Below are 19,454 nucleotides of genomic sequence, written 5' to 3'. Positions count from 1 at the left end.
TTATAATTTAATTATAGATATAAAAATTGCTTTGAATGTTAAACTTTACACTCAAAGCAATTTTTATTTAAAATTATTCCAGATTGTTTAATATTAATTGTGACATGTTTTTAATAGCAACCTCTTCATCTTCTCCATTTGCTATTAATACTACTTCATCGCCTTTTGCTGCTGCCATAGACATAAGATTTATTATACTTTTAGCATTAAATGAGGCTTCCCCTTTTTTAAATGTTATTGTAGATCTATACTTACATGCCTCCTTAACTATTTTACCTGCAGGTCTTGCATGAATACCTGTTTCATTTTGAATTATAAGTTTTCTTTCTAGCATTCCTACTAGCTACCTCCCTTTAATTAAATTTAAATTATTTTATTTTAATTAGAAATTTTACCAATAGCCATTGGTTTTAATATTTCTAACATTTCATCAATATTTTTACTTATACTTGATTCTACTACTGCTGCTACTGCACCTTCTACTAAAGGAACATCTACTATCTTAACCTTAGCTTTTTTTTCTTCATCTAAAAATTCTATAGCCATTTCAGCATTCATAAATGCACTTCCCAAATCAAATAATATTATTACTCCATCCTCTGAATATACTTCATTAATAGCCTCAGTTATTTTCTCTACATCAGTGCCAATTCTTTGGTCATTGGTTCCTCCTGCTGTAGCAATTGGTACTGTTGAAGCCATTTGCTCTGCTAATTCTTTAACTCCTTGTGCAATTTTACTACTATGGGATACAACTACTATTCCTACCAAATTCATCTCTCCTTGCCTTTATGTTGTATAATATCATTTACTAATTTTTTTTACTTCTTCATAAATTGTATTTAATATATAAAAACTTGATGTAGCTCCAGGATCTTGGTGACCTATACTCCTTTCCCCTAAATAACTTGCTCTTCCTTTTTTAGCTATAATATTTTTAGTATTTTCCATTCCCTTTAAGGAAGATTCTTTAACCTTCTCCAAAATTTTTATACTATCTTCTTTAGATTCTATTCCCTTTTTTAGTTCCTCTAATGCTGGTTCAATAGCATCTATCATTGTTTTATCACCTTTATCACTTTTTCCTCTTTGTTTAATACCTTTTAAACCTTCATAAAGCATATTATAAAAGTCAACTATATCAATTGATGATTTCCCATTTACGCATGTAGCAGCTTTCATAAAGGCTGTTCCATAAAGTGGTCCTGAAGCTCCTCCTACATTTAAAACTAGAGCCATGCCTGCCTTTTTTAAAATATTCCCTATGTCACTTGAATCTTCCTCTTTAATTTTCTCTTCAACTGCTTTAAATCCTTTACTCATATTCAGTCCATGATCCCCATCACCAATTGCACCATCCAATTCACTTAAATATAGCTTTTTCTCTTCCATTATCATATTAATTTTACTTAAGATTTGGACTAACTGTGTACTATTAATACTCATACTGTCACTCCTTATTAATAAATTTTAAAACCTGGTGTGTCAGCTTGTGCATCTAACAACTTTTTAGTTTCACTATCAAGTTTTAATATTGTTACTGAACATCCTGACATTTCTAATGATGTCATATATTCACCTACAAAAGTCTTATAAACTTTAATTTCTCTTTCTTTTAAAATTTCACTAACCTTTTTATTTATAATATATAGTTCCATTAAAGGAGTTCCTGCAAGACCGTTAATCATAACCGCCACTTCATTATTTTTATCCAAAGGCATATCATCTAATATTTTATTAACTAACTGCTGTGCTATTTCATCTGCAGTTCTTATCTTTTCTCTATGAGTTCCTGGTTCTCCGTGTATCCCCATTCCTATCTCTATTTCATCCTCATCTAAAGTAAAGTTAGGTTTCCCTGCTGCCGGTACTGTACATGGGGTTAATGCCATTCCCATACTACGTACATTTGTTATAACTTTTTCTGCCACTCTTTTTACTTCAGATAACATAGCACCTTCTTCTGCCTTTGCCCCTGCTATCTTATGAACAAATACTGTTCCTGCAATTCCCCTTCTTCCAGCAGTATAAGTACTATTTTCTACAGCTACATCATCGTTTACAACCACACTTTCTACCTTTATTCCATCCATCTCTGCCATTTCCTTTGCCATATCAAAATTCATTACATCTCCACTATAATTTTTTACTATAAGAAGTATTCCCTTACCACCATCCACTGCCTTAATGGCTTCATATACTTGATCTGGAGTTGGTGATGTAAACACAGCTCCAGCCACAGCAGCATTTAACATGCCTAATCCTACATATCCACCGTGAGCTGGTTCATGTCCACTTCCTCCACCACTAACTAGTGCAACCTTTCCTTCTATAGGTGAGTCTTTTCTTACTATAATATTTCCCTGATCTAATTTTTTAATATATTCTGGATGGGCGGCAACCATTCCCTTTATCATATCCTCAACTACATATTCCGGATTATTAATCAACTTTTTCATATTTATACTCCTCCTTAAAATTAAATAATTTTTTTAAATTTTAAGTTATATACTTAAATAAGCAAAAATCGTGCCAATAAGATAAATTTTCTGTAAATTCTTCATTTTTAATACTTATCCCCTTTAAAACTATATATTCCACTTACAATATAGAATTTTCTTTGTATTATTACTCATAAAGTTATTGATAAAATATATCATATTGATATTTTTTATCAGTTAGTAATATTTTTATCAATTCCCTTAATATATTATTTATTATTAAACTTATACCCAGTTTTTATTCTTTAGAACATATAAATATCATCTCTCATTTTTTCTCCAAAGAGTAACTTTTTCTATCCCATATTGTCTAGCTTTCATTGCAACAGTTCTATGAGTTATTCCCAATGCTTTTCCTGCCGCATTGAAACTTCCATATTTTTCTAAAGCCTTTCCTATTATAATCTTTTCATATTCCCTCATAGGAAGAATTTCTTCCTCTTTAATAATATTTATTATACTTTCCTTTTTGTAATCTTCTTCTTCCTCAAAATATACCTGCTTTTGCTTATTTTCTTTAATATATAAAGGGAGATCTTCTACACTTATAATTTTATTATCTGTTAAAGCCAACACCCTTTCTATAACGTTTTCAAGTTCTCTTACATTTCCAGGCCAATTATAATTAATAAGAATATTTATTGCTTGTCTATTTATCCCTTCTATTTTATTATTCCCTTTTATCTTATTAATAAAATGTTCTATTAATAAAGGTATATCTTCTTTTCTTTCTCTTAAAGGTGGAAGTATAATAGGAATAACATTCAATCTATAATATAAATCCTCTCTAAATTCTCCCTTCTTTATCATTAGTTCTAAATTTCTATGAGTTGCAGCTATTATTCTTACGTCTACTTTAAGTGTATCTTCACCACCTACTCTTTGAATTTCCCTATTTTGTATGACCCTTAATATTTTTGCTTGCAAGCTTTTTTCAAGCTCACCTATTTCATCTAAAAATATAGTACCATTATTAGCTAACTCAAACTTACCAAGTTTTCTCTTTACTGCTCCAGTAAAAGCTCCCTTTTCATGTCCAAATAATTCACTTTCTATTAAATTAACAGGAATTGAAGCACAATTTACCCTTATAAAAGGACCCAATGATTTTTGACTTGCATAATGTATTCCTTCTGCAATAAGTTCTTTACCTGTACCACTTTCCCCTCTAATAAGAACTGTAGCATTACTTCTTGCCGCTTTTGTAGCTAAAGCTAAAGCATCTAATACATTCCCACTTTTACCTTTAAATTTTTTAAAAGATGAATCTGGTTTTTTAGTTCTTAAAAGTTCATCTTCTAAATACTCAGCTTTATGAGATACTTTATTTAGTTTCTCATAAAGCTCTTGAATTTCTGTTAATTTTTTGACAACAGAAACTACTCCCTGCACCTCTCCATCAATGATTATAGGACTTACACTTGATACAACATTTATTCCATTATCTTTGTGCCTAATTGCTCCTAAAATTTTCTCTCCATTTTCCAGTACTTTTTTTCTTACTCCATTTGGTGATATCTTATCTATGTGTTTATTTATAATTTCATCTTTTTGTTGATTTAATATTCTTAAATAAGCTGAATTAACATAATTTATAATTCCTTCCCTATTTAAAACACAAATACCATCTTGAACAGACTCTAAAATAAGTTGTAATTGCTCTTTAAGCTCCTTTACTTTAAAAAACTCTCCTGTTATTTTTTCCAGCATAGAAATATCTTCAAAAATTGCTACAGCACCCTTAGGATGATTATTTATAAAAATAGGAGTCCTGTTAGCTAAAACTGTATATTTACCAATTTTAATTTTAGAAGTAAGTTCCGCTTTTCTAGTCTTATTTATTATATCCAATCTAGTATCAGGTACAATTTCTCTTATATTTTTTCCAATTATATTTTTTATATTAATATCTAACATTTTCTCTGCTGAAGAATTACACACTGTTATAATATTATTTTCATCAACAGCTATAACTCCATTGACCATGCTATCTATAATATGCTCTAGTGTAATAGTATTTTCATTTATTATATTATCTATTTTGTTTATATCTTTTTCACTTTTTATATCGAAATCCCCTTGTAAAAATGTACACATAATTTCCAATGGAATCGCTACTTCGTCTCCTATAACCTCTACAACTATTTCTTCATCTTTCTTTATTTTAGACCCTATAATCATCATAATGCTAGTAGCAGGAATCTTAAAGTCATTTTTACATATTATGTATATTCTTACATTAAATTTTTTTTCCATTTCATTAGCTTTATTTACAACCATTGCAGAAACACGTGCATGGAGTCCTTTTTCATGTTTAATAGTAATAGTCTTTCTTAGTATCATAATGTTACCCCCAAGTTATATATTAAAAAACTCACTATATATATAATACACTTGAGATAATTGTCTGTAAAATGAATTTATTCAATTATTTGTTTATTTTTATAATTTCATTTTGTATATCCATCATGTTTTTTTCAACTTGTCCAAGTCCAGTGACCTGTTTTTCTGTTTTACTTATATTATCATCTATGGTATTTGATACATTTAGTATAAATCCTTTTATCCTATCAAGAATTTCTTCAATATCTTTTAATGATGTTGAAGAATTTAAAGAGAGTTTACGTATTTCATTAGCAACCACTGAAAATCCTTTTCCTGCCTCACCTGCTCTTGAAGCTTCTATAGCTGCATTAAGCCCTAAAAGATTTGTCTGTCTTGCAATGTTTTTTATAAACTCTAAAACTTTATTTATACTACTTATTTCATCCTCTAAATTTTTAGCAATTCCTTGAATATCCTTACCCTTATAGGCAATCTCTTCAGATGAATTAACAATTTTTTCAACTATAGCCGAAAGTTCTCGTATTTTATTTGAAACATTTTCAATCATATTTTCTTTATTTTTTTCATCATATCTTTTATTTATTTCATCTTCAATAATCTTAGAAGCCAACTTTTGCAAAGGTTTCACTATTTCTGGATCTCCTGTAAGCCCAATACATCCTATTATTTTACCATTTACTTTTATAGGTCCATTATAGCCGGGAAAAACCCCTTGAAGTTTTTCAGCCTCCTCCACCTTTATAGATGAAGCACCTAGTTTTCCCTCTATTATATTTTTAGCTACTTCATGTACCTTACCTAATCTTTCTTTTTGGGCCGTAGCTATAATAATTCCTCCCTCTCCCATTATATTTACATTTTTACCAGTAATATTATAAAGCATCTCAACAGTTTTTTCTGCTAAATCCTTAGGTATTTTATGTTTCCATTCCATCTCATATTCCCCCTATTATAATATAATTTTGTATTTTTCTTTTTATCTAGTAAATAATATATCAATGAGAATTTATTGTCAATTTATGTATTAATTTATGTTCATATATATAATTACTTAAACAAGTATGCAGTTTTTTTTGTTCAATTGAACAAAACAATATTTTTAATAGTTAATCATTTGCATAATGTTAAATCTTATTTATTATTTTATAATTTTTATATAGATTCTAATTTAGGATATATTTAGAAAGGAAGATTGATTTATATGAAATTTGTGTTGGCCCCAGATTCTTTTAAGGAAAGTATGACAGCAAAAGAAGTGGCTGATTGTATGGAAAAAGGATTTAAGAAAATTTTTCCCTCCGCCCAATATATAAAAGTACCTATGGCAGACGGTGGAGAAGGAACTGTTGAGTCTTTAATAGAGGCTACAAATGGGGAAATATATAATACCGAAGTAACAGGCCCTCTTGGGAATAAAGTTTTATCTAAATTTGGAATACTTGGAGATAGAGAAACTGCCATAATCGAAATGGCTAGTGCTAGTGGTCTTCATCATATAAAAAAAGAAAATAGAAATCCTTTTATTACAACTACTTATGGTACTGGAGAACTAATAAAATGCGCATTAGATAAAAAAGTTAAACATATATTTATTGGAATTGGAGGAAGTGCCACTAATGATGGTGGCGCAGGAATGATTCAAGCCTTAGGCGGAAAATTACTGGACCATTCTGGGAGAGATTTGGAATTTGGTGGAGGTAACCTAAACAAATTATGTACCATTGATTTATCAAATCTAGATTCTAGATTAAACAATATAGATATTGACGTAGCTTGCGATGTTACAAATCCCCTAACTGGCATAAATGGAGCATCTTATATATTTGGACCACAAAAAGGGGCTACAGAAGAAATGGTTAAAACTCTAGATAGTAATCTAATGCACTATTCTAAAATTATAAAAAAGCATCTTAATATAGATATAGAAAAAGTTCCAGGATCTGGTGCTGCAGGAGGATTAGGTGCAGGTCTTATGGCTTTTTTATCTGCTAATTTAGAAAAAGGTATTGAATTAGTAATTAAATACACTAAACTAGAAGACAAAATTATGAATGCTGATTTCGTACTAACTGGCGAAGGAGCAATAGATAATCAAACCCAATTTGGAAAAACACCCTATGGAGTATCTTTACTAAGTAAAAAATATAATAAACCAGTTATAGTTTTAGCTGGCAAACTGGGAGATGGTTATGATAATCTTTATGATTATGGAATAAATTCTATTTTTGGAATACTTCCTGAAGCCATGTCCTTAGAAGAAGCTTTAATTAATGGAAAAGAAAATATTGAAAGAACCTGTGAGAATATAGCTAGACTCATAAATTTATTTACTGTGAATTAATTAAACTTATTTAAGATATTACCAAATATAACGATGATATAATAATATAAAAGGAACTTTCTTATAAAAGAAAGTTCCTTTTATAAAATATATTTTTTAAACTTATCCATAAATCAATAAAATATATACATTCCTTAAATAAACTTATATTTTAACATGCTAAAAAGGAGAATCTAACTATATGATACATTTAAATGAACAGTTAGCACAAAATATATCTCATAAAATGATGGAAATACTTCCTTATAATATAAATATTATGAATGAACATGGAATTATAATAGGTAGTGGGGATTTAAAAAGGCTTCATACTCTACACGAAGGTGCACTTGAGGCACTATCTAAACAAAAAATGGTGGAAATATACACTCCTTGGAGAGGGGTTAAACCCGGTGTGAACACTCCTATAGTATTTAATAATAAATCCATTGGAGTTATCGGAATAACAGGAGCTCCCGATGAAGTTAGACCCTTTGGTGAATTGGTTAGGGTTACAGCAGAACTTTTGATAAACCAAGAATATTCATTTAATAAAAGAAAAATTTATGAACGTCATAAAGAAGAAATTTTGCATGAATTAGCTTATAATACTTCCCCCTATTCAAAGTCATTAAAAGAAAAAAGCCTCTCTTTGGGAATAAATTTAGAAATGCCACTAGTTGCTATAGTATTAAAGTTTCACGAAAAATATAATGATAAAATAAAAAATTCCTTACTAGAATTTCTAGAGTCTTATGAATTTAATGTTACCTTAAGTAGTTCAAGTATATGTTTATTCGTAAAATACGATAACTTAATTGAAAAACGTCTTTATAATTTTATAAATAATCATACTAATTTTAATATTATTGCTGGGATTGGACTTAAAGAAGAAATAATAGGTATATCTGTTAAACAAGCTATTAATTCTATAAACATAGGTAAAAAACTTTATGATAAACAAAGAATATACTCATATAAAAATTTATCCTTTATTTCAACATTATCAAATTTTAAAGGAGAAGAAAGATTTATTATATTTATAAATAAGTTGGAAAAAGAAGGAAAACAGGCTAATTTACTAAAAACCCTAATAACTTATATAAATAACAATGGGGAATTACATTCCACTGCAGATAAACTTCACATACATAGAAATACACTTAATTATAGACTTGAAAAAATACATGAACTAACTAATAAAGATCCTAAAAAACTTTTAGATCTGTTAGAGCTTTACACAGCATACATAGTCTCCAAACTTTAACCTTTGTTCATATGCACTAAAAATATTTTTTTTTATTAATCATATGACTGATGTTAAAAACAGACTATAATTTTACAATATTTAATATAGTCTGAAAAATATAAGGAGGGATAACTATGCAAGTAACTGCATTAGGTGCAATAATAGGACTATCAATTGCAATAATACTTATTATTAAAAAAGCTCATCCTGCTTACAGTTTAATACTAGGTTCTTTAATAGGTGGTCTAATAGGTGGAGCAGGTCTTGTAGGCACCGTTGAATTAATGATCGATGGTGCAAAAAGTATAATGCCTGCAATCTTACGAATAGTTACAGCAGGTGTTTTAGCAGGTGTTCTAATTGAGTCTGGAGCTGCTGCCAAAATTTCAGAAACTATTGTAAAAAAAATAGGTGACTCCAATTCTCTAATTGCCTTGACTCTAGCAACCTACATATTAACTGCTGTAGGAGTATTTATTGACGTGGCTGTTATAACTGTTTCCCCAATAGCGCTTGCTATTGCATATCGCAGTAAAATTTCAAAGCCTGCTATACTATTAGCTATGATAGGAGGAGGAAAAGCCGGAAATATTATTTCCCCTAATCCAAATACCATATCCGCTGCAAACACATTTAACATTCCTCTTACCTCTTTAATGGGAGCTGGATTTATACCATCAATATTCGGTATAATAATTACAATTTTATTAGCTAAAAAGTTAACTAATAAGGGTACCTTTATAAAAAAAGAAGATTTATCTGGATTTTGTGAAAATAAACCTTCCTTTATTTCATCTATAATAGGACCTTTAATAGCAATTATATTATTAGCCTTAAGACCTTTATACGGTATTTCTATCGATCCTCTTATAGCCCTTCCATTAGGTGGTATAATAGGTGCATTATGTATGGGAAAATTTAAAAACCTAAACTCTTACAGTATTTCAGGTCTATCAAAAATGAGTGGAGTTGCTATACTTCTTATAGGTACTGGTACCATAGCAGGAATAATTGCCAACTCCGCCTTAAAAGATCTTATAATATCTGGACTAACAATCTCTGGTTTGCCAGCCTATGACCTAGCTCCAATCTCAGGAGTTTTAATGTCAGGTGTTACGGCTTCTACCACATCTGGTACTGCCGTGGCAAGTTCTGTTTTTGGTAAAACAATTATTTCCTTAGGAGTACCTGCTCTTTCTGCAGCAGCTATGATTCATTCTGGTGCTACGGTTTTAGATCATTTACCTCATGGTAGCTTTTTTCATGCAACAGGTGGTAGTGTTTCTATGAACATGAAAGAAAGATTAAAACTCATACCTTACGAGTCCTTAATAGGATTAGTAATGACCATAGTTTCAACTATAATATTTGGAGTATTTTTAAAATAAGCTAAATATTATTAATTAAGAGTATTTCATTAAAATATATTTTAATAAAATACTCTTACACAATAAAAGGACTGTCATATCCTATTTTATGGGACAGTCCTTTTAAATACTATATACTAATTTATTAACCAACAAACTCCAAAATATCTTTATTAAACTTTTTTGCTTCTTCCATAAACAATATATGACCACATTTTGAATAATCAATCCACTTTGATTTATTAATTTTCTTATTCATATACTCACAAGTATCCTTTGTACAAAATGCACTTTCTTCTCCCCTTGTTATTAAGCAAGGTACAGTTATTTTTTTAAGTTCCTCTCTATAATCTTGTTTAGACATAGATACCCAACAATCCACTACTACATGAGGAGTATTTTTTCTTACTTGTTCATAAACCCATTTTATATCTTCCTCAATTCTACAACCTGATGTTGCAAATAGTGATGGGACAAAACTTTCGATTAATTTTGGCCAGTCCGAAGCCGCATTAGCAATATGATTCAAATTATCTTTATATGAGAAATCACCAAAAAGTCCCCTATGCCAATCTCCCTCTGCAACAACCTTAGGTGTCATATCTATGAAACAAATCTTTCCTAACTTATCACAACTAAATTGCCTTACATACTCTAAAATTATTGTGGTTCCCATAGACCACCCTGCAACAGTTACTTCTTCTAAATTCAAAAACTCTATAAGATTTCTTAAATCTTTAGCCATTCTTTCCATAGTAAGTCCATTTTCAGGCCTCTCTGAAAAACCATGCCCTCTTAAATCATAAGTTATGACCTGATAATGTTTACTTAATTCTTCTACTTGCTTTTTAAAAAACATATGATTACATGTCCATCCGTGAATAAAAACTATCGGTTTCCCCTGACCCTTTACTTCATAAAAAATTTTCATATTATCATCTGTTAAAAAATAAGCCATAAAACACACCTCATTTAAAATTTTATTTATTCTATTTTATATATCTAACATTTAGTAATTGATAGATATATTAGATAACCTTTATTATGTCTACATAAAATAATATTAATTTACATAAATACTTAATTTGATAGTATAAAATTATTGACTTCATCTTTTAATTTTTGTGCAAGCTTTTCTAAATTATTTGACATAGAAGACAACCTTTCCATAGTAACAGTTTGTTCCTCTACTATGGAATTAACCTCCTCCGTAGATGACGCCCCTTGTTCAGAAACACTAGATATATTCTCCATAAAAGAATATACATGATTTTTCTCCTCATCAATATTCTTCATACTTTCCGTAAGTATATAAACCATATTTATAGTCTTTTCTACTGAACTATTTATAGTATGGAAAGAATTTATTGCTTTATTAGAAGCTTGGGAAGTATTTTTTAAAATTACCTCTGCTTTTTTACCATTTGTTTCAGCTCTTTCTATCTCATTTTGCATTTCTTCAATTATAGATTTTACATTTTTAGTGGCTAAATCCGTTTGCTCTGCTAACTTCTTTATTTGATCTGCTACAACTGAAAACCCTTTTCCTGCTTCACCTGCTCTTGCCGCCTCTATACTAGCATTTAATGCAAGTAAATTAGTCTCATTTGCAATATTATTTATTGTACCTACTATTTCACCTATGGAAGATGATTTTAAAGATAACTCCTTAATATTTTTTGTTATTTTATTGGAGATATTTATATTTTCATCAAACTTTTCAACCAAATTATTTACAGCATCTATACCCTCTTTTGACGCTTCTCCAGTTTTAATTATATTAGTTCTTACATTATTTGAATTATTATTACTATTTTCTATTTCCTTACCTAATGTTAAGAGTTTTTCCACTGCTTTTTGCGAATCCTGTGCTTGAATTGAAGAACCTTTAGTTAAATCATTTACAGAAGTTGCAACTTCTTTTATTGAAAAAGCAGTAGTTTCCGAACTTTTAGATAATTCCTCTGAAAATTTAAGAGTACTTTCCGCTTGTGTTAAAATACCCTGAATAAATTTATTAAAACTTTGTTTCATTATATAAATATCTTTTCCTATATTACCTATCTCATCAGAAGTAATCCTTGCAATTTCTACAGTTAAGTCTTTTTCTGCTATTTTGTTAACTGCTACTTCTATATGCTTTATATTTTTTCGTATGTTATCCACAAATATATATATATATACAGTAACTACATAAAACATCATTAAAAACCCAAAGATATAATATATATAAGTTTTAAAATATGTAAACAAACCTTGGGAAATGGCATATGTTATATATACATAAGTGAAGGATAGTAATATTAAAATACTAAAAACAAAAGAATATATTTTATTACCCAAAGTAAACTTAATATAATTACTCTCATCAATTTCATAAGAGTTTAATTTTTTTTCTAGAAAAATATCTATTAGTAATTTTTCAGAATTAAGATAATTAGTCATAAAGCCTATAAATGATAAACATAATCCAATTATAAAAGATACAAAATATTGTTTCCATGTTATAGACATAAATATGTTAGCTATAAGCATTATACTTGGAACTCCAAGTGCCCATCTAAAAGACATAGTTAAACCTTCTCTTAGAGGAAACTTAAGCAAACTTATTTTTATTTTTAAGCATTCTTCATCCTCAAGGTGTTTATCTGCATATAATAATTTTAAATTATCAAATAAGGTTTTCTTTCTTATGCTTATCCCAACAAAAATATTAAAAAGTATTGCCAAAATTAAAGAAAGAGTTCCCGGTAATAATCTGTCTCCTTTAAAATCTCCTATAACAAAGGTACCTATAATAGCAACTGGCATAACTACTGAGTAAGTTATAGTCTCTAAATTAGTAGTTAATTTCCAAAATAACTGTTTTGCTTTCAATTTGCTCCTCCCCTCTTTTATATACAATCTATCATCATTAATTTATTATATTATATAGGTATTTTTACCAACTTTCAACATATATATAGAAAATTTTCTATTTTTTAGATATAATATCCATAATTGCGTGGTTTATCTCCATAATTATGTATTAATTTAGAATATTTATAACAGTGCTATAAAATTATTTGCACACCAACCCTTTTTTAATATAAAATGTAAAAACTAGCAAGATTATTTCTTACTAGCTTTTATAAAATTATACATTAATAAATATTTTCAATTAAAGCTCATTATAAATAAATACAGCTTTGAATACAGTATCGTCTGAAGATAATATTACTTGTAATTTTTTTTCTGGATCCGCAAAAAAAACACCTACCATCTCTTCGTTATTTGAAAGTTGAATTTTAGTATGGACTTGATTTCCTGCTTCCTCTTTAAATATATTTATTTTATTGCAAAATACCATTCCTTCATTACTACCAACAAAAAATATTGCTCCTGAAGGAAATTTAAACTCCATTTTGTCCCCTGGTTCATATTGTAAAAATTGCTCTGTATCACCATATTTAAACTCTATATATTTTTCCATATAAATCATCTACCTTTCTAAAATTTTTGTCGTTTTAATTTAAGATTAAACTACTATATTCTACAAATATATATTCTACATAATTATCTTTTTCCCTTTTTTACTTTACCATTACGCTCTATTTTACTTCATTCCAATCTATAAACCATAAACCCAAATTCTTCTTTTTTAATACATAATATTTGGCTCCTACCTTAGGATTCCTACATGTATAAATTTTTTTAGAATTGCTTTCTTCCCTTATTTTATATACTTGTGTACTTATAGCCTCTTTTCTATATCCTTTAAAAAACAAATTACTTCTAATAGCTATTTCTGGCGTCACATGACAATATGATACGCTGGCAACTACTATAACAAGTGCTATAATCCCCCTAACAATTGGCGATCTTTTCATCATATATCCCCCCACACATTTTTATTTTCCACACACAACTTCCTATTATTATAGCATTTAATGTAAAATGTTTTTTAAATCAAGTCTAGAGCCACCTAAAATTTTATGCTATAATATGACATGAAAAACTTATATAAACTCTATAGATTTATATAAAATAAATTTATAGGAGAGGTTCGGAAACTCCCTCTATAAAAAACTAAGGATTGTAATGCTGTATCCTTAGATATAGTATTTTTTGTTTTATCCAAAGTAACTTCCTTATCTCTGTTATATTTTTATTACTTTAATAATTACTATTGGATATAACTTTTAATACTGTTCTATCCCAAATTATATTAAAGGAGACATGCAAAAATGATAAAAAGAAAAGTAATTATAGATTGTGACCCTGGAATCGACGATGCATTGGCTATATTACTTGCGTTAAAATCAAATAAATTAGATGTACAAGGAATAACAATAGTTTCCGGTAATGTTCCAGCTTGTCAAGGGGCAAAAAATGTATTAAAAATATTAAATTTACTAAATAGACTTGATATCCCTGTTTATATAGGTGAGGAATATCCTCTAGTGCGAGAACTTGTTACTGCTGAAGATACCCATGGTAAAGATGGTCTTGGAGAAACTTTTTTACCTGACATTTCTAATACAAATATTTTTTACAATGCTGTGGATTTTATAATTAAAACTATAAAAAAAGGAGACAAAATAAGTATTATAGCTTTAGGCCCTTTAACAAATCTAGCTAAAGCTATAAAAAAAGACGCTTTCACTTTAAACAAAGTAGAAGAAATTATATCAATGGGCGGCTCTTTTAAAAGCCATGGTAATTGTTCTCCTGTAGCAGAATTTAATTATTGGGTTGATCCACATGCTGCAAAATACGTATATGATAATATAAACTCTCCAATAACTATGGTTAATCTTGATGTAACAAGAGAAATTATTCTCACTCCAAATTACATAGAACTTTTAAGTCAGTTTAATACTTCATTATCTAAGTTTATTGTAGATATTACAAAATTTTATGTAGATTTTCATTGGAGACAAGAGCGTACTCTAGGTTGTGTAATTAATGATCCCTTAGCAGTAGCCTATTTTATAGATAACAGTATATGCTCCGGATTTTATTCTCACATAGATATAGTAACAGATGGTATTGCAATGGGCCAATCTATTGTAGATGTAGCAAATTTTTATGGTTATAAATCCAACTCTTATGTTTTAAATAAGGTAGATAATCATAAATTTATGGAATATTTCTTTACATGTCTATTCCCTGAATTTAAAGAAGACATTAATTTAATACTTTAAAATAAAAAATATAATTGTTAGGGGTATCATCATATGAAAAAAAACTCTACATTCCACTTAATAATTATTGCTTTATGCACAAACATAAATATTGCAGGTTCATTTGTTGCAGCTAATTTAAAATTACCAGTTTACCTTGATGCTATAGGAACTATAGTATCAACATTTTTAATGGGAACACCTTCAGGTATAATAACTGGTATATTAACAAGCATTGTTGCCTCAACAACTTTTGATCCTATTTCATTCTTTTTTATACCTGTTCAAATAGTACTAGCCATTGTAAGTGGCTTTCTTTATAATAAAAAACTATTTAATTACATGAAACTTCCCTTGGGCATAACAATGCTTTCATTTGCAGTTTCCTTTACATCTGCCCCTATTGCAACACTTATATTTAACGGTATTACCTCTTCAGGATCCTCTTATATAGTAGCGTTTTTAAGAGGAACTGGTTTAAATCTTTTTACCAGTGTGTTTTCTGTACAATTTTTTAGCGATATTTTAGACAAAACCATAGCTATACTAATTGCTATGGCATGTATTAAATACATGCCTTTAAATATAAAAGTAAAATTAAAGTAAGGTGATCTAGTGGATAGATATAATATTATAGAAAATAAGAATAACCGAGAAATTGTTCTTTTAAAATCCTTCCCTTGTTTTTGGGGTAAATGTAGTTTTTGCGATTATATAGAAGACAATTCATTAAATGAGGACAAAATCAATAAACTAAACTATGAAATTTTAAATAAAATAACAGGAAAATATAAAAGATTAGAAGTTATAAACTCAGGTAGCTGTTTTGAACTTCCCAAAAAAACTTTAGAAAAAATAAAAAGTATAATTTATGAAAAAAATATAAAAATCCTTTTTCTAGAAAGTCATTGGGCTTACAAAGATAAATTAGAAGAAATGAAATCCTATTTTGGTATACCAATAATATTTAAAATAGGTGTAGAAACCTTTGATTACAATTTTAGAAATAAAGTTTTAAATAAAAATGCTACTTTTAAGGATTATAATGATGTATTACGTTACTTTCAATCCGTTTGTATTATGATAGGAATAAAAGGTCAAACAAAAGAAATGATTCAAAATGATATGGATATTATCTTAAATAATTTTGAGTATGCCACTATTAATATTTTTACAGAAAACACTACTAATATAAAAAGAGATGAGAATCTAATAAAGTGGTTCAAAGATTCATATAAATTTTTAAATCATATAGATAAAATAGAAGTTTTATATGAAAATACTGACTTTGGTGTAGGGGATTAATTAATTTAGCAGGTAAATATTTTAATATAAAAATATTTACCTGCTATTATTATTCTTTATCTTCTCTAAATTTATTTGACATTATTTCACTAAATACATCTACTATAACAGGGTCAAACTGGGTACCTGAACGTTTTTTTAACTCTTCTAAAGCCTCTTTATTAGTCCTTATTTTTCTATAGGGTCTATAACTTGTCATATCATCATAAGCATCAAGTACAGAAATTATCCTAGCGTATAAGGGAATCTCTTCCCCTCTTAATCCTTGTGGATAACCACCTCCGTCATAATACTCATGATGACACAATATAGAATCCGCTATAGGCACAAGTTCTGGGGAAGAAGATGCTATTCTATAACCAATTTCACAATGCTTTTTCATTATCTGAAGTTCTATTTCATCTAGTTTACCTTCCTTTTTCAATATTTTCTCTGGTATTGCGATTTTCCCTATATCATGTAATGTAGCTAAAAGTTTTAGCTTATCTAATTGCTCATAGTTTAAGCGTAGCAACCTTCCAACTCTTAAACAGAGTCTTCTTAAATTTTTGCTATGTTTCTCTATTCTAGAATCTTTTTTTCTTAACATTTCAGTCAGTGAAGATATTATTTCATTTTTTAATTTTTTGCTTTCTATTAATTTATTTTTATACATTCTTTCTTCTGCCAATTTATATATTTTATATATATCTTGATTGATGTTGTCTTTAGTTGCCACCCCTAAGGAAATATTAGGATTTATAGGATCACTTATTTCCATTTTACAGTTTAACTTTATTCTTTCTACTATTTTAAGTGCCTTTTGTCTCTCTACATTAGGGAGCATTATAACAAATTCATCTCCTCCTACCCTAGCTACTATATCCTCTTTCCTACAACAATTTTTTAATATATCTGCAACTTTTCTTATCAATTTGTCCCCAACATCATGTCCAAAAGCATCATTAATTAGTTTTAAGCCATTAGCATCCCCCATTATGATACTTAAGGGAAGTTGCCTCTCCGTATCAAGTCGTTTTAACTCTTCCTCAAAAAATGCTCTATTATACAGTCCTGTTAATTTATCATGAAAACTTAAATATACAACTTTTTCATAAGCTTTTTTTTGTTCAGTTATATCACTATGAGTTCCTATCATCCTATAGGGTCTACCAAATTCATCCCAACTAATTATTTTACCTCTAGCTAAACAATTTAAATAACTTCCATCTTTACACTTTAACTTATATTCTATATTGTATACTTCTATCTCTTTACTAAATAACTTATGCAATGAATCATATACATTCTCCAAATCATCAGGATGTATATATTTTATCCAAGTTTCAAAATTATCTTTTATTTCATCTTCATTATATCCAAGCATTTCCTTCCATCTCTTAGAAAATGCTACTTCATTAGTCTTTATATTCCAATTCCATACACCATCACCATTTGCCTCAATAGCAAATTTCCATATTTCCTCTTTTTCCTTTAGCTCCTTTTCCATTTCTATTCTAAGCAAAACATAACTTAAATTATTTGCAAAAATCTCAATAATATTATGTTCAAAAATTTCCTTTCCTTTAGATACCACAATAACAAAATCCCCTATTAAAATGTCATCCTGAATAATAGGTACCACATAAAAATTTCCTAAGTTCATCTCTTTTCTAATTCTAGAAATTTCACTAGAACTCATTTTATTTTTAAGTAATACATCAATATTATTGAACCTGATAATCCTTTTACTTTGAAGTATTTTATTTGTTATATTATCTATATTCCAACATTTTTTTAACAAATTGCACTCTAATATATTTTGAATATCTTTTATACACTCACCGTTTGCTGAAATAGCTTTTACACACATTTTATTATCACTTTTATTAAACAAATTTAATGTAACTAATTTGGAATCAGAAATCATCCTCATATCATCACAAATAGCTTGATAGTTTATCTGTCCAAAGGGAAATTTTAGATATTTAAATACAGTATTAGAAAGTTTTGCCACCCTGTTAGAAAATTTTTTAATATCTGTTATATCAATAAATGTAGTAGCAAAATAATTTTTTTCATAACTGTAGGCACATATAGAAAACCACTTATTAGATATTACCGAATACTTATCAAACTTTGCACTTCCACCTTCCAAAGCTATTTTCCCATATATATCTATAGTAGAAAAATCTGCTTGTTTACTATGAAGTAGAATTTCAGTGAACCTTTTACCTATTACATATTCTCTTTTAAGCCCTGTTAAATTTTCAAATTGTTTGTTTACTTCAAGAAAAATATAGTCTACAGGCTTTTCATCTTCGTCTAACACTATTTTATGATAAGCAAAGCCATCAAACATATTTTCTACAATAGCTTGATACTTATACTGACTATCTACTGCAATCATAGCCATTGTAACACTCCTTTATTTATTATAATGCTAGTCTATTATCATTATATTTTCCTTTTTTATTAATGACTCACAGTATTGATTTTAAATTTATTATTTAAATAAAGCTATAAATTCTTATACCTTTTAATAAATTGAATTTTTACAAAATATAAAAAATCATATAAGCATACATTAGACAATGTATAGTATTAAATTTTATTGTATATAAATAAATTTTAATCTTATCATATATTATGTTAATTATTATATAAGATTCTATAAAATTAAAATTATGTAGATAAGTCAATTTAATTATAAATTAGTTTTATTACTTTAAACTTTATATAATATGAATTTAATATTTCATTTTTCTCTTTATTTAGAATATTAAACTTTCTTATTCCATTATATATATTTATATTTTTTTCATATCCTTAGAAAAACTCTTTATTAAACATGTAAATCTATTATATTATATTACTTTTTTCTTGAAAAATCTATATTGTTAATACAATATTTGTTAATAATACCTAAAATATATAGGAACTTATATAAGTTTACAAATAATACTTCTTTAAATTTATTCTTCAACAATATAAAAAATATTTTTTTATGATTTTTTCAAAAAAACTTCTTGCATTATTGTTTATATTCACTTATAATTAAAGACAAATTTCAATGCTATGAATGGTATTAGTAAACTTCGCTTTATTTAAAGAGAGCCGATACTTGGTGTAAATCGGTAATAAAGTTTGTTGAATCCGACCATGAGCTGTATAGGGGTAACAACCTATACCGGATAGATTCCGTTAAAAGCTAGAGGCTGT

17 protein-coding genes, 1 riboswitch and 1 other annotated feature (1 of these 19 running past the window's edge) are annotated in these 19,454 nt (G+C 28.2%); of the genes, 6 read left to right on the top strand and 11 right to left on the bottom strand.

Features of this window, described 5'->3' with window-relative positions:
* Window positions 1–73 precede the first annotated feature (73 nt).
* From EJL03_RS00430 to EJL03_RS16520, 6 genes are all read right to left on the bottom strand, one after another.
* Window positions 74–334 (bottom strand): HPr family phosphocarrier protein, encoded by a 261-nt coding sequence (locus EJL03_RS00430; RefSeq protein ID WP_125151998.1) that lies wholly within the window; start codon window positions 332–334, stop codon window positions 74–76.
* 44 nt (window positions 335–378) lie between these two features.
* Window positions 379–771, bottom strand: coding sequence for a dihydroxyacetone kinase phosphoryl donor subunit DhaM (dhaM, locus tag EJL03_RS00425; RefSeq protein WP_125152435.1), 393 nt, complete (start codon window positions 769–771; stop codon window positions 379–381).
* A 33-nt stretch (window positions 772–804) separates the two neighbouring features.
* Window positions 805–1,446, bottom strand: a complete 642-nt coding sequence (dhaL, locus tag EJL03_RS00420) for a dihydroxyacetone kinase subunit DhaL (RefSeq protein WP_125151997.1) — start codon at window positions 1,444–1,446, stop codon at window positions 805–807.
* A 14-nt stretch (window positions 1,447–1,460) separates the two neighbouring features.
* The gene (gene dhaK, locus EJL03_RS00415) at window positions 1,461–2,459 is read right to left on the bottom strand and encodes a dihydroxyacetone kinase subunit DhaK (protein ID WP_125151996.1); all 999 of its coding nucleotides are present in this window, start codon (window positions 2,457–2,459) and stop codon (window positions 1,461–1,463) included.
* A gap of 303 nt (window positions 2,460–2,762) precedes the next feature.
* Window positions 2,763–4,844: a sigma 54-interacting transcriptional regulator gene (locus EJL03_RS00410; RefSeq protein ID WP_125151995.1), complete on the bottom strand. Its 2,082-nt coding sequence runs from the start codon at window positions 4,842–4,844 to the stop codon at window positions 2,763–2,765.
* Window positions 4,845–4,929: 85 nt separating this feature from the next.
* Entirely contained in the window at window positions 4,930–5,781 is an 852-nt protein-coding gene (locus EJL03_RS16520; RefSeq protein ID WP_125151994.1) for a sugar diacid recognition domain-containing protein, read from the bottom strand.
* 267 nt (window positions 5,782–6,048) lie between these two features.
* Here EJL03_RS16520 and EJL03_RS00400 point away from each other — a divergent pair, with 267 nt between their 5' ends.
* The 3 genes from EJL03_RS00400 (at window position 6,049) to EJL03_RS00390 (ending at window position 9,804) form a co-directional block, all read left to right on the top strand.
* A complete protein-coding gene (locus EJL03_RS00400) occupies window positions 6,049–7,188 on the top strand; it encodes a glycerate kinase family protein (protein ID WP_125151993.1) in 1,140 nt (379 codons plus the stop codon).
* Between the two features lie 181 nt (window positions 7,189–7,369).
* On the top strand, window positions 7,370–8,434 hold the full coding sequence (locus tag EJL03_RS00395; RefSeq protein WP_125151992.1) for a CdaR family transcriptional regulator: 1,065 nt from the start codon (window positions 7,370–7,372) through the stop codon (window positions 8,432–8,434).
* 110 nt (window positions 8,435–8,544) lie between these two features.
* Window positions 8,545–9,804 carry a GntP family permease gene (locus EJL03_RS00390; protein WP_125151991.1) on the top strand — a complete coding sequence of 420 codons (1,260 nt, stop codon included), beginning with the start codon at window positions 8,545–8,547 and terminating at the stop codon, window positions 9,802–9,804.
* A 124-nt stretch (window positions 9,805–9,928) separates the two neighbouring features.
* Here EJL03_RS00390 and EJL03_RS00385 read toward each other — a convergent pair whose 3' ends face one another.
* From EJL03_RS00385 to EJL03_RS00370, 4 genes are all read right to left on the bottom strand, one after another.
* Window positions 9,929–10,741 carry an alpha/beta fold hydrolase gene (locus EJL03_RS00385; protein ID WP_125151990.1) on the bottom strand — a complete coding sequence of 271 codons (813 nt, stop codon included), beginning with the start codon at window positions 10,739–10,741 and terminating at the stop codon, window positions 9,929–9,931.
* A 122-nt stretch (window positions 10,742–10,863) separates the two neighbouring features.
* Window positions 10,864–12,660, bottom strand: a complete 1,797-nt coding sequence (locus EJL03_RS00380) for a methyl-accepting chemotaxis protein (RefSeq protein ID WP_125151989.1) — start codon at window positions 12,658–12,660, stop codon at window positions 10,864–10,866.
* A 283-nt stretch (window positions 12,661–12,943) separates the two neighbouring features.
* Entirely contained in the window at window positions 12,944–13,255 is a 312-nt protein-coding gene (locus tag EJL03_RS00375) for a hypothetical protein (RefSeq protein ID WP_125151988.1), read from the bottom strand.
* Window positions 13,256–13,373: 118 nt separating this feature from the next.
* Window positions 13,374–13,655 carry a hypothetical protein gene (locus EJL03_RS00370; protein WP_125151987.1) on the bottom strand — a complete coding sequence of 94 codons (282 nt, stop codon included), beginning with the start codon at window positions 13,653–13,655 and terminating at the stop codon, window positions 13,374–13,376.
* Between the two features lie 162 nt (window positions 13,656–13,817).
* Window positions 13,818–13,861: riboswitch (PreQ1 riboswitch) on the top strand.
* Between the two features lie 148 nt (window positions 13,862–14,009).
* Between EJL03_RS00370 and EJL03_RS00365 the strand changes: the two genes are divergently transcribed.
* From EJL03_RS00365 to EJL03_RS00355, 3 genes are read left to right on the top strand one after another with little or no spacing between them, the layout of a single operon-like run.
* Window positions 14,010–14,969 (top strand): nucleoside hydrolase, encoded by a 960-nt coding sequence (locus EJL03_RS00365; RefSeq protein WP_125151986.1) that lies wholly within the window; start codon window positions 14,010–14,012, stop codon window positions 14,967–14,969.
* A gap of 33 nt (window positions 14,970–15,002) precedes the next feature.
* Entirely contained in the window at window positions 15,003–15,554 is a 552-nt protein-coding gene (locus EJL03_RS00360; RefSeq protein WP_125151985.1) for an ECF transporter S component, read from the top strand.
* A gap of 9 nt (window positions 15,555–15,563) precedes the next feature.
* Complete coding sequence (locus EJL03_RS00355; RefSeq protein WP_125151984.1) at window positions 15,564–16,253, top strand: radical SAM protein; 690 nt, start codon at window positions 15,564–15,566, stop codon at window positions 16,251–16,253.
* A gap of 49 nt (window positions 16,254–16,302) precedes the next feature.
* Here EJL03_RS00355 and EJL03_RS00350 read toward each other — a convergent pair whose 3' ends face one another.
* The gene (locus tag EJL03_RS00350; RefSeq protein WP_125151983.1) at window positions 16,303–18,648 is read right to left on the bottom strand and encodes a diguanylate cyclase; all 2,346 of its coding nucleotides are present in this window, start codon (window positions 18,646–18,648) and stop codon (window positions 16,303–16,305) included.
* A 653-nt stretch (window positions 18,649–19,301) separates the two neighbouring features.
* Window positions 19,302–19,454, top strand: a binding site (T-box leader); it runs 53 nt beyond the window's last position.

Origin of the sequence: Clostridium rectalis (assembly GCF_900626095.1) — a bacterium.
Taxonomy (GTDB): domain Bacteria; phylum Bacillota; class Clostridia; order Clostridiales; family Clostridiaceae; genus Clostridium_AS; species Clostridium_AS rectalis.
This window is presented reverse-complemented; position numbering and strand designations above follow the sequence as displayed.

Excerpts from the sequence above, each read along its gene's own strand:
- EJL03_RS00395 (WP_125151992.1), top strand. The coding sequence starts at position 7,370 with ATGATACATTTAAATGAACAGTTAGCACAAAATATATCTCATAAAATG.
- EJL03_RS00370 (WP_125151987.1), bottom strand. The coding sequence starts at position 13,655 with ATGATGAAAAGATCGCCAATTGTTAGGGGGATTATAGCACTTGTTATA.
- EJL03_RS00400 (WP_125151993.1), top strand. The coding sequence starts at position 6,049 with ATGAAATTTGTGTTGGCCCCAGATTCTTTTAAGGAAAGTATGACAGCA.
- dhaK (WP_125151996.1), bottom strand. The coding sequence starts at position 2,459 with ATGAAAAAGTTGATTAATAATCCGGAATATGTAGTTGAGGATATGATA.
- EJL03_RS00385 (WP_125151990.1), bottom strand. The coding sequence starts at position 10,741 with ATGGCTTATTTTTTAACAGATGATAATATGAAAATTTTTTATGAAGTA.
- EJL03_RS00360 (WP_125151985.1), top strand. The coding sequence starts at position 15,003 with ATGAAAAAAAACTCTACATTCCACTTAATAATTATTGCTTTATGCACA.
- dhaL (WP_125151997.1), bottom strand. The coding sequence starts at position 1,446 with ATGAGTATTAATAGTACACAGTTAGTCCAAATCTTAAGTAAAATTAAT.
- EJL03_RS00410 (WP_125151995.1), bottom strand. The coding sequence starts at position 4,844 with ATGATACTAAGAAAGACTATTACTATTAAACATGAAAAAGGACTCCAT.
- EJL03_RS00430 (WP_125151998.1), bottom strand. The coding sequence starts at position 334 with ATGCTAGAAAGAAAACTTATAATTCAAAATGAAACAGGTATTCATGCA.
- EJL03_RS00375 (WP_125151988.1), bottom strand. The coding sequence starts at position 13,255 with ATGGAAAAATATATAGAGTTTAAATATGGTGATACAGAGCAATTTTTA.
- EJL03_RS00365 (WP_125151986.1), top strand. The coding sequence starts at position 14,010 with ATGATAAAAAGAAAAGTAATTATAGATTGTGACCCTGGAATCGACGAT.
- EJL03_RS00350 (WP_125151983.1), bottom strand. The coding sequence starts at position 18,648 with ATGGCTATGATTGCAGTAGATAGTCAGTATAAGTATCAAGCTATTGTA.
- EJL03_RS16520 (WP_125151994.1), bottom strand. The coding sequence starts at position 5,781 with ATGGAATGGAAACATAAAATACCTAAGGATTTAGCAGAAAAAACTGTT.